The 12,251-nt window shown below is 75.9% G+C and carries 11 protein-coding genes; 5 read left to right on the plus strand and 6 right to left on the minus strand.

The window, feature by feature from the left end:
* The first annotated feature begins 291 nt into the window (after positions 1–291).
* Positions 292–1,170 carry a CHAD domain-containing protein gene (locus RZ50_RS20675; RefSeq protein ID WP_196949096.1) on the plus strand — a complete coding sequence of 293 codons (879 nt, stop codon included), beginning with the start codon at positions 292–294 and terminating at the stop codon, positions 1,168–1,170.
* Positions 1,171–1,304: 134 nt separating this feature from the next.
* Here the strand turns inward: RZ50_RS20675 and RZ50_RS20680 are convergent, their stop codons facing one another.
* The gene (locus tag RZ50_RS20680) at positions 1,305–2,156 is read right to left on the minus strand and encodes a helix-turn-helix transcriptional regulator (RefSeq protein ID WP_196949095.1); all 852 of its coding nucleotides are present in this window, start codon (positions 2,154–2,156) and stop codon (positions 1,305–1,307) included.
* Positions 2,157–2,288: 132 nt separating this feature from the next.
* Here RZ50_RS20680 and RZ50_RS20685 point away from each other — a divergent pair, with 132 nt between their 5' ends.
* Positions 2,289–3,062, plus strand: a complete 774-nt coding sequence (locus tag RZ50_RS20685; protein ID WP_196949094.1) for an SDR family NAD(P)-dependent oxidoreductase — start codon at positions 2,289–2,291, stop codon at positions 3,060–3,062.
* Between the two features lie 3 nt (positions 3,063–3,065).
* Here the strand turns inward: RZ50_RS20685 and RZ50_RS20690 are convergent, their stop codons facing one another.
* Positions 3,066–3,839 (minus strand): uracil-DNA glycosylase, encoded by a 774-nt coding sequence (locus RZ50_RS20690; protein ID WP_196949093.1) that lies wholly within the window; start codon positions 3,837–3,839, stop codon positions 3,066–3,068.
* Between the two features lie 210 nt (positions 3,840–4,049).
* On the opposite strand from RZ50_RS20690, the gene RZ50_RS20695 reads away from it, so the two are divergent.
* Both RZ50_RS20695 and RZ50_RS20700 read left to right on the plus strand, forming a co-directional pair.
* A complete protein-coding gene (locus tag RZ50_RS20695; protein ID WP_374199967.1) occupies positions 4,050–5,051 on the plus strand; it encodes a slipin family protein in 1,002 nt (333 codons plus the stop codon).
* A gap of 83 nt (positions 5,052–5,134) precedes the next feature.
* Positions 5,135–5,578: a CBS domain-containing protein gene (locus tag RZ50_RS20700; RefSeq protein ID WP_196949091.1), complete on the plus strand. Its 444-nt coding sequence runs from the start codon at positions 5,135–5,137 to the stop codon at positions 5,576–5,578.
* A 68-nt stretch (positions 5,579–5,646) separates the two neighbouring features.
* On the opposite strand, the gene RZ50_RS20705 is transcribed toward RZ50_RS20700, so the two are convergent.
* The gene (locus tag RZ50_RS20705; RefSeq protein ID WP_196949090.1) at positions 5,647–6,267 is read right to left on the minus strand and encodes a TetR/AcrR family transcriptional regulator; all 621 of its coding nucleotides are present in this window, start codon (positions 6,265–6,267) and stop codon (positions 5,647–5,649) included.
* 73 nt (positions 6,268–6,340) lie between these two features.
* Here RZ50_RS20705 and RZ50_RS20710 point away from each other — a divergent pair, with 73 nt between their 5' ends.
* Complete coding sequence (locus tag RZ50_RS20710) at positions 6,341–6,853, plus strand: DUF1453 family protein (RefSeq protein ID WP_196949089.1); 513 nt, start codon at positions 6,341–6,343, stop codon at positions 6,851–6,853.
* Between the two features lie 18 nt (positions 6,854–6,871).
* On the opposite strand, the gene RZ50_RS20715 is transcribed toward RZ50_RS20710, so the two are convergent.
* From RZ50_RS20715 to RZ50_RS20725, 3 genes are all read right to left on the minus strand, one after another.
* A complete protein-coding gene (locus RZ50_RS20715) occupies positions 6,872–9,763 on the minus strand; it encodes an FAD-binding and (Fe-S)-binding domain-containing protein (RefSeq protein WP_196949088.1) in 2,892 nt (963 codons plus the stop codon).
* Positions 9,764–9,946: 183 nt separating this feature from the next.
* Positions 9,947–10,951 (minus strand): glycosyltransferase family 2 protein, encoded by a 1,005-nt coding sequence (locus tag RZ50_RS20720; RefSeq protein ID WP_196949087.1) that lies wholly within the window; start codon positions 10,949–10,951, stop codon positions 9,947–9,949.
* Positions 10,952–11,207: 256 nt separating this feature from the next.
* Positions 11,208–11,849: a transglycosylase SLT domain-containing protein gene (locus RZ50_RS20725; RefSeq protein ID WP_196949086.1), complete on the minus strand. Its 642-nt coding sequence runs from the start codon at positions 11,847–11,849 to the stop codon at positions 11,208–11,210.
* Between the last annotated feature and the right edge of the window lie 402 nt (positions 11,850–12,251).

A 12,251-nucleotide genomic window follows, 5' to 3' on the forward strand; every position in this document is an offset into this window, starting at 1 on the left:
CGTGACATCCCCTCAGCGGCCCACGCGCGCTCGACAGCGGTCGCCGCCGGACTCGGGCCTGTCCGGCGGATCTTTGCCGGGCCCGCGGCGTCTGAGCACGCACCTCGCCGCGTTGTCGTCGGTCGCCAATGGCCCCCAGCCTTCGGCCGGGAGGTGCCCCCACCACAGTGGCTCCCTCCTCCGCCTTGCGATGCACGCACTCAGACGCCGCGGTCTGATCCGACAAGATCCGCCGGACAGGCCCTAACCTTGAAGTCGTTCCCGGCGACCCCGACGAGGGGGTGGACGCACATGGCGCGGCCCGAAACCACGGTGGGACAGGTGCTGCTCGACCGCATCGAGGCCCAGGCGGTGGTGCTGGCCGGACTGGACGACGCCGTCCGGGCGGACGAGCCCGACGCCGTCCACCGGATGCGGGTCGCCTGCCGGCGGCTGCGCAGCGCCCTGCGGACCTTCCGCCGCTTCCTCGACCCCGGCGCCACCGAGGCCCTGGTCGCCGACCTGCGCTGGCTGGCCACCGCGCTCGGCCGCGCCCGGGACCGTGAGGTGCTCGCCGAGCGGCTGGCCGCCCAGGCCCGCGAGCTGCCTGCCGACTGCGGACCGGAGCGGATCGCCGGGGCGCTGGAGCGGTGGGGCGAGACCGAGTACCGCCGGGTGTGGCCCGAGGTGGTCGCCGCCCTCGACAGCCCCCGCCGCCGCGCCCTCGCCGACGCCCTGACCGCCCTGCTCGCCGAGCCGCCGCTGCGCCCACGGGCCACCCGGGCCGCCCGCCCCGAGCTCTCCCGCATCGCCACCCGGGAGCAGCGCCGCACCGCCGAACGCGTCCGCTCCGCGCTCGCCGCCGACCCGACGGAGCGCGATCGCGCCCTGCACGAGGCCCGCAAGGCCGCCAAGCGCGCCCGCTACGCGGGCGAGACGGCGGCCCTGGCGGTCGGTGCGGCGGCGGAGCGGTACGCGGAACGGATGAAGGCCGTCCAGGAGGTGCTCGGCGAGCACCAGGACGCGGTGGTCGCCGCCGAGGCCCTGATCGACCAGGCCGTGGCCGGCGGCGAGCCCTTCGGCTACGGCGCGCTCTACGCCCGCCAGCTCGCGGCGGCGGAGGCGGCGCGCGGCCGGCTCGCGGAGGTGTGGGCGGTCGCGGGGAAGCGGGGGCTGGCGAGGTTCGGTTAGGGCCTGTCCGGCGGATCCTTGCCGGGACCGCGGCGCGCCCGCAGCCTTCGGCCGGGAGGTGCCTCCGTCCTCCGCCTCGCGGTGCACGCGCTCGGACGCCGCGGTCTGGTCCGACAAGATCCGCCGGACAGTCCCTATGGCCTGTCCGGCGGCGGGCTCCCGTGCCCGGAGGCGGCGGCGAAGGCGCGGCGGGTGCGGCTGTCGGGCGGGGCGAGGCAGGCGAAGAGGTGGCGGCCCTCCTCGGGGAGGGGGAGGACGGTGTAGTCCAGGACACCGGTGTCCAGCTCGGGGTGGCGGACGTGCAGGCGGCCGGGGCCGGGTGGGGCGGCGCGGTGGTGGTCCCAGAGGGCGGCGAAGGCGGGGCTGTCCGCCGACAGCCGGTGGACCAGGGCGAGCAGGGTGCGGTCGCGCGGCCGGTCGGCGTGGTGGGCGCGCAGCGAGGCGACGAGGTCGGCGCCGATCGAGCGGTCGGCGGCGACGTTGCCCTGCGAGAGGTCGCGGTGCGGGCAGCAGAAGACCTGCCAGAGCAGGTTGCGCTCGTGCGGCGGCCTCCGCTCGGGCCGGGCCATCAGCAGGGCGGCGGGGCGGTTCCAGGCCAGCAGGTCGAAGGTGGGGCCGGTGACGAAGGCCGGGGCGGCGTCCAGGGTGTCCAGCAGGGCGAGGGTGCTCGCCGGTACGGCCGGGGGTTCGGCGGGCGCCGGGGCCGGGCGGTGGTGCAGCGCGGCCAGGCGGTGCAGGTAGGCGCGCTCGGGCCCGGCGAGTTGCAGGGCCTCGGCGAGGCCGTCGAGGACCGGGCCGGTGGGCACCCGCTGGCGGCCCTGCTCCAGGCGGGCGTAGTAGTCGGGCGAGATTCCGGCGCGGGCGGCGACCTCCTCGCGGCGCAGCCCGGGGGTGCGGCGGCGCCCGGCCGGGGGAAGGCCCGCGTCGGCGGGCGCGAGTCGGGCGCGGCGGGCGCGCAGGAAGGCGCCCAGCGGGGTCTCGGGCATGCGCGCCACGCTGCCACAGCCGGGGCGGGTTAACCAGGACCTGGCCGTCCCAGGCTGACCGTTCCCGGGCCGGCCGTTCCGGGGAGGGACCGGCCGCTGGTGGGCGGGCGGAGGCGGCGGCAGGCTCGCCGCATGGGACTTCTCGACGACAAGGTCACGATCGTCACCGGCGCCGGCCGGGGCATCGGCGCGACCGCCGCCCGGCTGTTCGCCCGGGAGGGGGCGCTGCTGGTGCTCGCCGCCCGCTCCGGGCCCGAGGTGGCGGTGCTGGCCGAAGAGCTGTGCGCGACCGGCGCCGAGGCGGTGGCGGTCGCGGCCGACCTGACCACGGCGGAGGGCGCCGGGCGGGCGGTGGACGCGGCACTGAAGGCCTACGGGCGCCTGGACGCGGCCTTCGACAACGCGGGCAACGGGCTGGTGCCCGCGCCGCTCGCCGAGCGCTCGGAGGCGGAGTGGGACGACACCCACGCGCTCAACCTGCGCGGTACGTGGCTCTGCCTGCGGGCTCAGCTGCGGGCGATGGCGGCGTCCGGGCGCGGTGGCGCGGTGGTGCTCAACTCCGGTGTGGGGGCGCTGGTCGGGGGGTTCGGCGACGGCGCCCAGCAGGCCGCCAAGCACGGCCTGACCGGGCTGGTGAAGGCGGCCACCGCCGACTACGCCCGGCACGGAATCCGGGTCAACGCCGTCGCCCCCGGGGTGGTGCGCACGCCGGGGAGCGAGCCGTACTTCGCGGCGGGCCCGGAGTTCGCCGCGCTGGTGGCCCGCTCGACCCCGCTGGGCCGGCCGGGGCTGGACGTCGAGGTGGCCGAGGCGGCGGCCTGGCTGCTGAGCGACCGGGCCTCCTACGTCGCGGGCGTGACCCTGCCGGTGGACGGCGGGATCACCGCCACCCGGCGGTTCGACTGACCCCTAACGGGGGCTGAGCCCCGCGGAGCGGGCCGCGTCGCGCAGCAGGTCCCGGAGCATGGGGGTGGTCAGGCGGCCGGTGTTGGTGTTGCGCGGGCTCACGTGGTAGCAGCCGTACAGCCGCAGGTCCGGGCCGCCGTCGTCGGCGGGGAGGGTGACCTGGGCGGCGTGGCCGAAGGCCGGGCGGGGGCGGGGGACCCGCCAGCCGGCGTCCGCGATCGCCGGCAGCGTGGCCTGCCAGGCGAAGGCGCCGAGGGCGACGACCGTCCGTACGGTGGGGCGCAGCAGCTGGAGTTCGCGGGTGATCCAGGGGCGGCAGGTGTCGCGCTCGGTCGGGTTGGGCTTGTTGTCGGGCGGGGCGCAGCGGACCGGGTCGGTGATCCGCACGCCGTACAGCTCCAGCCCGTCGCCGTGGCGGACGGATTCGGGGCGGTTGGCGAGCCCGAGGTCGTAGAGGACGGCGTAGAGCAGGTCGCCCGAGGGATCGCCGGTGAAGATCCGGCCGGTGCGGTTGCCGCCGTGGGCGGCGGGGGCGAGGCCGACCAGGACGAGCGGGGCGTCCGGCGGGCCGAAGCCGGGGATGGGGCGGGCCCAGTAGTCCCAGTCCTGGTAGGCGCGGCGCTTGGTGCGGGCGGTCTCCTCGCGCCACTCGACCAGCCGGGGGCAGGCGCGGCAGTCGGTGACGACGCGGTCCAGCGCGGTGAGTCCGGTGACGCGGGCGGCGGCCTCGGCGGGGTGACGCGGGTCGCCGGGGTCGTCGGCGGGGGACTGCGGCATGTGCCCGATCCTAGGGCCTGTCTTCGAACTCCCGTCGTCCGCCCGGAGGGCGGGAGTTCGAAGACAGGCCCTTGGGCCTGCCGGCGTTCGGCCCGGCGCCGCGCGGGCAGGCGTAGCGTGGAATCAGTTGCTCCGGCGGTCCCCGGCTCGGCCGGGTCGGCGGCGGCCGGAGGCGCCGGTGTGCGCGCAGGCCGCGAGGAGGCCGCGATGATCGTCGATGCGGTGCTGGGGGCTCTCGGGGGGCTGGCCGGGTTGGGGGCGCTGTGGGCCGGGCTGAGCATCCGGGTCGTCCAGCAGTTCCAGAGGGGCGTGGTGTTCCGCTTCGGACGGGTGCGCGATGAGGTCCGCCAGCCGGGGCTGGTCGCGCTGGTGCCGATCGCGGACCGGCTGCGCCGGGTGAACGTGCAGATCGTCACGATGCCGATCCCGGCGCAGGAAGGCATCACCCGGGACAACGTGACCGTGCGGGTGGACGCGGTGGTGTACTTCCGGGTGCTGGACCCGGTCAAGGCGACGGTCAACGTGCAGGACTACAACTTCGCGATCTCCCAGGTCGCGCAGACCTCGCTGCGGTCGATCATCGGCAAGAGCGAGCTGGACGACCTGCTGGCCAACCGCGAACCGATCAACCAGGGGCTGGAGTTGATGATCGACAGCCCGGCGCTCGGCTGGGGCATCCAGATCGACCGGGTGGAGATCAAGGACGTCGCCCTGCCGGAGTCGATGAAGCGCTCGATCGCGCGCCAGGCGGAGGCCGAGCGGGAGCGGCGGGCGCGGATCATCACGGCGGACGGCGAGTACCAGGCCTCGGCGCGGCTGTCGGAGGCGGCGGCGGTGATGAGCGCGACCCCGTCGGCGCTCCAACTGCGGCTGTTGCAGACCGTGGTGGAGGTGGCGGCGGAGAAGAACTCGACGCTGGTGCTGCCGTTCCCGGTGGAGCTGCTGCGGTTCCTGGACACCGCGACCGAGTCCCAGCAGCGGGACCTGCTGGCGGCCGCCGCGGTCTCGGCCGCGGCGAAGGCGGCCGAGGGCGTCGTGGAGGGCGGCGAGGCCCCGGAGCCCGAGCTCGACCGGGAGCAGCCCCAGCACGAACTCCCGCCGCTGGAGGATCTGTTGTCCCGCTCGCCGTTGGAGGACGAGGACCTCGGGGACGGGCTTCCGGAGGAGGGCGGGCAGCCGACGGAACGCACGGAACCGGGTGCGGCCGCCTGAGCGGGCGCGGCACCCCGGTGGCGTCCGGCAGCAGCCCGGACCACGATGGACGAGAGGGAGAACTCCAGGTCAGGAGGCGGACCATGACCAGAGCCGGCGACATCATGCACCCGGGCGCGGAGTGCATCCGAGAGCACGAGACGCTCGCGGCCGCTGCCCGGATCATGCGGGAACGAGATGTGGGCGCCCTGCCCATCTGCGGGGTGGGCGACAAGCTGGTGGGCATCGTGACCGACCGCGACATCGTGCTGCGCTGCGTCGCCGAGGGACGTGACCCGGCGACGGTCATGGCGGGCGAGTTGGCGCAGGGGCGGCCTATGACGGTGGAGGCGGACGAGGACTGCGAGCAGGTGCTGCGGGTGATGGAGCAGTACCAGGTCCGCCGGCTGCCGGTGATCAACCACCCCGAGCACAAGCTGGTCGGCATGATCAGCGAGGCGGACATCGCGCGCGGGCTGCCGCAGGCCCGGGTCGCGGAGTTCGTGTCGGCGGTCTGCGCGGAGGAGGCTCCGACGGCGAAGGCCTGACGGCGCGGACGGAACGGCGAGGCCGGAACGGCGGGCGGGCGGTTCGAGTGCGGGCTGCCCGTCCGGCGTCAGGGCGTGGCCAGGCTGTCCAGGTGGCGGTGGAGCACCTCGCGCAGCGCGTCCGGGCCGACCAGGTCGGGGTACTGGACGGCCTGGAGGGTGAGGCCGTCCAGGAGTGCGGAGAGGCGGCGGGTCTCGACGGCGAGGTCGAGGCCGGGGGCCAGGCCGCCGGAGCGCTCGGCCTCGACCAGGACGCGTCGGACGAGCGCGTCCAGGCCGGTCTGCATCTCGGCGGCGCGGGGCCGTAGTTCGGGCCGGGTGCGGGCGGCGGTGACGAAGGAGATCCAGAGCGCGGACTCCTCCCGGCGCTCGGCGTCCAGCGGGAGGGTCTCGGCGAGCAGCCGCGCGGTCTGTTCGCGCCGGTCGGCGCCGGGCGCCGGGGCCGGGTCGAGCAGGGCGCGGGCGTGGGTGCGGATCCGGGCGTCGATCCGGCGGGCCAGCTCCTGCATCGCGAAGATCATCAGCTCGGAGCCGCCGGCGAAGTAGTGCCGCACCGAGCCGATGGCGAGTCCGGCCTCCTCGGCGACGTTGCGCAGCGAGGCGTGTTCCAGGCCCTCCCGGGCGGCGACGCGCAGGACGGCGTCGGCGACGGCCTGGCGGCGTTCCACGGGGTCGACGATCTTCGGCATGTTGCCGTTATAGCACGGGCGAGCTAAATTGCTGATTTAGCACGGTCAAGCTATAAAAACTCGGGGAGCAGGGATGAACAACTGGCTGCACGTGGCGCTGATCGCCGCCGTGGTCGTCGTGGTCGTGGTCCGGCGGCTGCGCGGCGAACCGCTCAACGCCCGGGACCTCTTCGCGCCGCCGGTGGTGCTCACCGGCCTCGGCCTGTGGGCGCTGTCGCGGCACCACGGCCTCGGCGCGGGCGACTACGCCTGGGTGGCGGCGGGCGCCGCGCTCGGCACCGCGCTCGGGGCGGTCCGCGGCGCCACCATCCGGGTCTACGAGCGCGAGGGGGCGCTGTGGCAGCGCTACACCGGCCGGACCTTCCTGGTGGCCGCGGTCTCGCTGGCCGTGACGGCCGGCTTCGCCATGGCCGCAGGGCACTTCGGACTCGCCCCCGACGCCCGACCGGTCCAACTGTCGATCGGCGTGGGCTTCCTGGGCGAGGCGCTGGTGGTCGGCTACCGCGCGCTCTCCTCCGGCACCCCGTTCGCACCCGAGCGGCGGGACGCCGGGTCCTGGCGGGATTCGGGCCGGGCCGGTCGGTGACCGGCCCGGCCGCGCTCCCTACTCCGGCGGCCGCAGGGCCCGGGCGATCAGCTCCGCCAGGTGCAGAGCCCTTCGCCCGTCGGCGAGTTGGGCGATCTGGGTGCGGCAGCTGAAGCCGTCCGCCAGCACCACGGTGTCCGGACCGGCCGCCCGCACCTCGGGCAGCAGGACGCGCTCGGCGATCGCCTCGGACACCTCGAAGTGGCCCTGCTCGAAGCCGAAGTTGCCCGCCAGTCCGCAGCAGCCGGAGTCCAGCACCCGGTTGTGCAGGCCCAGTCGGGCCTCGACCCGGCGGTCGGCGGCGCTGCCGAGCACCGCGTGCTGGTGGCAGTGGGTCTGGGTGACGGCGTCCAGCGGGACGCGGGGGAGCGGGGCGTCCGGGGCGTACTCGTCGACGAACTCGGCGAAGGTGCGGGTGCGTTCGGCGAGCGGGCGGCCGTCGGCGCCGAGCAGCCGGGGCAGGTCCTCGCGCAGGGTGGCGGTGCAGCTGGGGTCCAGGCCGACCACGGGGGTGTCGGCCGGGAGCCCGGTGGCCGTCAGCGTCCGCAGGCTGCGCCGCAACACCCGGCGGGCGGTGCCGAGTTGGCCGGTGGAGTACCAGGTGAGGCCGCAGCACACCGGGCCCGCCGGGAGCCGGACGTCGAAGCCCAGGTGCTCCAGCACCTCGACGGCCGAACGCAGCACGCCCGGTTGCAGGTGGTCCGAGAAGGTGTCCGGCCACAGCAGTACGGGCCGGGCGCCCGCCGGGGCCGGGTGCGAGGCGCGGTGCCGCCGGTACCAGCGGGTGAAGGTCTCGGGCGGGAAGACCGGCAGCACCCGACGCCGGTCGATCCCGCCGAGCCGCTTGAGCAGGGCGCCGGCCGGCGAGCGGACCAGGGTGTTGGCGGCCCCCGGCGCGAGCGAGACCGCCCGCAGCCACAGCGGCAGCCAGCCCATCGAGTAGTGCGACAGCGGGCGTGGCCGGTACCGGTAGTGCTGGTACAGGAACTCCGTCTTGTAGGTCGCCATGTCGACGTGCACCGGGCAGTCGCTCGCGCAGCCCTTGCAGCTCAGGCAGAGGTCCAGCGCCTCCCGGACCTCCTCGGAGCGCCAGCCGTCCGCGATGGCGTCCCCGCGCAGCATCTCGGCGAGCAGCCGGGCCCGGCCCCGGGTGGAGTGCCGCTCCTCGCCGGTGGCCATGTAGCTGGGGCACATCACCCCGGTGGTCGGGTCCACGCACTTGGCGACGCCCACGCAGCGGTGCACCGCCTTGGTCAGGCTGCCGTCGTCCTGCGCGTACGGCAGGGCCAGCGGCAGCGGGCGGCGCGGGGCGGTGACGAAGCGCAGGTCGGCGTCGAGCGGGCGCGGATCGACCAGCGCGCCCGGGTTGAGCAGGTTCTCCGGGTCCCAGATCCGCTTGAACTCACCGAAGAGGTCGATGACTTCGGGCGCGTACATGCGCGGCAGCAGTTCGGAGCGGGCCTGCCCGTCGCCGTGCTCGCCGGAGAGCGAACCGCCGTACGAGACCGCCAGATCGGCCGCCTGCTCCAGGAACTCCCGGAACACCGGCGCCCCTTGGGGCCTGTCCAGCGGGAAGTCGATCCGCAGGTGCACGCAGCCGTCGCCGAAGTGCCCGTACGGGACGCCGTGCAGGCCGTGCCGGCGCAGCAGGGCGCGCAGGCCCCGCAGGTAGTCGCCGAGCCGTTCGGGCGGAACGGCGGAGTCCTCCCAGCCGGGCCAGGCCTCGCCGCCCCCGGGCAGCCGGGTGACGATTCCGGCGCCCGCCTCCCGGACGGCCCACAGCTGGCGCTGCTCCGCCGGGTCGGTGACCAGGGCGACGGCGGCCGAGGGCTCGCGGCGCACCGCGTCGGCGAGCCGGCGGGCGGCCTGGTAGGCCTCCACGGGGGTGGCGCCGCCGGTCTCCAGGAACAGCCAGCACTCGCCGGCGGGGAGCCGGTCCAGCGCGGGCGGGCGGGGGCCCGCCGCGAGCAGTGCGGCGATCAGGTCGGCCGCCATGCCCTCGGCGGTCAGCGGCCCCAGCGGCAGCAGGGCGGGGACGGCGTCGGCGGCGGCGCCCTCGTCGGGGTAGCCGGCCACCACCAGGGCCCGGGCGGGCGGGTCCTCGACCAGCCGGACGGTGGCGCCGAGCAGCAGGGCGCAGGTGCCCTCGGTGCCGGTGATCGCCCTGGCCAGGTCGTGGCCCTGCTCGGGCAGCAGCGCGTCCAGCGGGTAGCCGGAGGTGCGGCGCGGCAGCTGCGGCATGCCGCGCCGGATGGTGGCGAGGTTGCGGTCGGTGAACTCCTGGAGCCGGGTGTGGAGTTGGCCGACGCTCCCGGGTTCGGACCGCAGTCGGGCCCGGTCGGCGGCGGTGAGCGGCCCCCCGACGGTCAGCTCGGTGCCGTCCGCGAGCAGCAGCTCCAGCTGCTCGACGTTGTCGGCGGTGCGGCCCCAGGCGAGCGAGTGGGAGCCGCAGGAGTCGTTGCCGATCATGCCGCCGAGGGTGCAGCGGCTGTGCGTGGACGGGTCCGGGCCGAAGCGCAGCCCGTACGGCCTGGCGGCGCGCTGGAGGTCGTCCAGTACGGTGCCGGGCTGGACGCGGGCGGTGCGGGCCTCGGGGTCGAGCGCCAGCACCGCGCCGAGGTGGCGGCGGAAGTCCAGCACCACCGCGCCCGGGCCGATCGCCTGCCCGCCGATGCTGGTGCCGGCGCCGCGCGCCACCACCGGCACCTGGTACTCGCGGCACAGCGCGAGCGCGGTGCGCACGTCGTCCAGGTCGGCGGGCTTGACCACGCCGAGCGGCAACTGCCGGTAGTTGGAGGCGTCGTGGCTGTAGACGGTCCGTTCGGCGGTGCCGAAGCGGACCTCCCCGCGCAGCACGGCGGCCAGCTCACGGGCCAGTTCGGCCCCGGGTACGGCGGACGGACGGCTCACCAGGGACCTCCCGGGCGGGTGCGGTGTCGGCTCCGCCGATGATCGCAGGCCCGGCGCCGCACGGGTACCGGGCACGACGGCGGTACCGCCGACGGGGTGTCGGACGGCACCCCCGGCGGCGCACGGGCGCCCGGCACCCCTGGCGGCGCGGCGGCACCGGGCACCCTCCCCGGCGGTGGCCGGTCACTTCCTCCCGGTGAGCGTGCCGCGCGCGATGTGCGAGAGCTTGGCGACCTCGAACGCCGGGTAGGCGCCGCCGGCCAGCAGCGAGAACTTGATCCCCTCCCGGCCGGCCGGCTTGCGGTGGCCCGGCGGGAGGAAGCGGCGGTGGTGCTCGGCGGCCCGGTGGAAGAACTGCGGCCGCTCGGCCCGGGAGACGCAGCCGGCGAGGTCGAAGACGAACAGGTAGTGCCGGATCATCCGCACGAACAGCGCGTCGCGCACCGCGTACAGGTGCGGCTGGTCCTCCAGCAGCGCGAAGCTGCGCTCGTACTGGTCGAAGAGGTCGAACACGCTGCTGCCCGGGCCGCCGGCCGGGTGGACGGTCTCGCGGCGGCGCAGCTGGACGCACTCGCGCGGCAGCACGGCGGCCCGCTGCGCGCCGAGCAGCGCGGCGTGCACCACCGGGACCTCCTCGTACCGGCCGTCGGGGAAGGCGAGCCCCAGCTCCTCCCAGTGGCCGCGGCGGATCAGCCGGTCCCAGATCAGCGGCGGGGCGCCGAACAGCGCGGGCCGGTCGAAGGGGGCGAAGGCCTCGGGGCCGGCCTCGGCGAGCAGCGCCTCGGCGCCGCCCGGCCAGTCGCGGTCCTTGTGGCGGCGGGAGTGGCCGAACAGCAGCACGTCCACCGGCCCGGTCTGGGAGAGCCGGTCGGCGAGGGTCTGGAGCGCGTCCCGGGGCAGCAGGTGGTCGGCGTCCAGGAACAGCAGGTAGTCGCCGGAGGCCCGCGTCGCACCCGCGTTCCGGCTCACCCCGACCCCGACCGCCGCGTTCAGGCGCAGCACCGACACCCGCGGGTGGCGTGCCGCGTACGCCTCGGCGAGCTCGCCCGCGGTCTCGGGGGAGCGGTCGGCGACCACGATCACCTCGACGTTCGCCAGGGACTGGGCGAGCAGTGAGTCCAGACAGTCGGAGAGCTGTCCGTGCTGGTCGTAGGCGGGGAGCACGACACTGATCAGGGGTGAGGGCATGACGCCGGAGCGTAAGAGCGCGGGCGAACGGTGGCAAAGCCGTGACCAGGAGTAATTCCGATCAATTGGCGGCAAATCGTACGACCGTGCGCCATATCTTCACGCCGCCTTCCGGACGTGTCCACGCCGTCCGGGAACCCGGCCGCGAACCGGGCCGCGAACCCGTCCGGGAAGCCGGCCGGAAACGCTCCGGGCCCGCGGCGCGGAGTGCGTCGCGGGCCCGGAGCGGGGGAGTGAACCGGCAGGTCGGGCCGGATCAGTACCAGTGGTGGTTCTGCCAGAACGCCCAGGCGTCGCAGGGGCTGCCGTAGCGGGTGTTCATGTAGTCCAGGCCCCACTTGATCTGGGTGGCCGGGTTGGTGCGCCAGTCGGCGCCGGCCGAGGCCATCTTGGTGCCGGGCAGCGCCTGGACCAGGCCGTAGGCGCCGGAGGAGGCGTTGACGGCCTGCGGGTTCCAGCTGCTCTCGCGGTACACGATGTTGCTGAAGCACTGGAGCTGGCCGGCCGGGACGATCTGCGCGGCGATCTGCTGCGGGGTCCCGGTGAGGCTCGCGCGCTCCTGGGAGCGGGAGGCGGCGGCGTCGGCCTGGGCCTTGGCGTCCGCCTGGGCCTTCGCCTCGGCCTCGGCCTGGGCGGCGGCCTGGGCCTGCGCCTGGGCGGCGGCGTCCGCCTCGGCCTGGGCGGCCTGCGCCTGCTGCGTGGTCGGCTCGGCGGCCGTGGTGTCGGCCGGGGCCTGCTCGCCGGCCGGCTTGTCGGCCACCGTCACGGCGGCCACGGGGGCGGCCTCGGTGGAGCTGCCGACCTGCGGGATGGCGAGGGCGGCGGTGGCGGCACCGGAGAGCACGAGGGTGGCGACGCCGGTGATCAGGGAGTTACGGCGGGCATGGCTGAGCGGCATGGAGCGGTCGGTCCTTTTCCGTCGGGAGGCCGTGCCGGTGGCACTGGGCGCGGGGCATCGCGCGAGCTCCGGGTGAGCGGGGCCCGCACGGCCGTCCGGGACGGCCGTCGCACCCCGGCGGAAGCGGCGGGGCGGCGGGCTGCGCGGCGGACGGGCCGGCCGGCGCTGCCTGGCGACGGGCCATTCTTGGCAGGGTCGAGGACGGGTGGCAAAGGCGTTCGCTACTACGCGGAGTAGTGGCTTCGGGGCGGCCGGATCGAGGCCCCGAGGTGGATTTGGTGAAGTTTGTCCGAATTGCGCATCCGGGCGTCGCGGGCGGTCGGCGCCGGGGGTGCGCGAGGGTCGGAAGGCCGGTGGCCTGGGTTCTTCAGGCCGGTCGCGGTGGCGGACGGCGCGGTGCCG

The sequence above is a fragment of the Kitasatospora sp. SUK 42 genome, from assembly GCF_015776785.2.
Classification (GTDB): domain Bacteria; phylum Actinomycetota; class Actinomycetes; order Streptomycetales; family Streptomycetaceae; genus Kitasatospora.

Bases quoted from the DNA above. Each gene is read 5' to 3' on its own strand.
- RZ50_RS20675 (WP_196949096.1), top strand. From the start codon at position 292: ATGGCGCGGCCCGAAACCACGGTGGGACAGGTGCTGCTCGACCGCATC.
- RZ50_RS20680 (WP_196949095.1), bottom strand. From the start codon at position 2,156: ATGCCCGAGACCCCGCTGGGCGCCTTCCTGCGCGCCCGCCGCGCCCGA.
- RZ50_RS20685 (WP_196949094.1), top strand. From the start codon at position 2,289: ATGGGACTTCTCGACGACAAGGTCACGATCGTCACCGGCGCCGGCCGG.
- RZ50_RS20690 (WP_196949093.1), bottom strand. From the start codon at position 3,839: ATGCCGCAGTCCCCCGCCGACGACCCCGGCGACCCGCGTCACCCCGCC.
- RZ50_RS20700 (WP_196949091.1), top strand. From the start codon at position 5,135: ATGACCAGAGCCGGCGACATCATGCACCCGGGCGCGGAGTGCATCCGA.
- RZ50_RS20705 (WP_196949090.1), bottom strand. From the start codon at position 6,267: ATGCCGAAGATCGTCGACCCCGTGGAACGCCGCCAGGCCGTCGCCGAC.
- RZ50_RS20710 (WP_196949089.1), top strand. From the start codon at position 6,341: ATGAACAACTGGCTGCACGTGGCGCTGATCGCCGCCGTGGTCGTCGTG.
- RZ50_RS20720 (WP_196949087.1), bottom strand. From the start codon at position 10,951: ATGCCCTCACCCCTGATCAGTGTCGTGCTCCCCGCCTACGACCAGCAC.
- RZ50_RS20725 (WP_196949086.1), bottom strand. From the start codon at position 11,849: ATGCCGCTCAGCCATGCCCGCCGTAACTCCCTGATCACCGGCGTCGCC.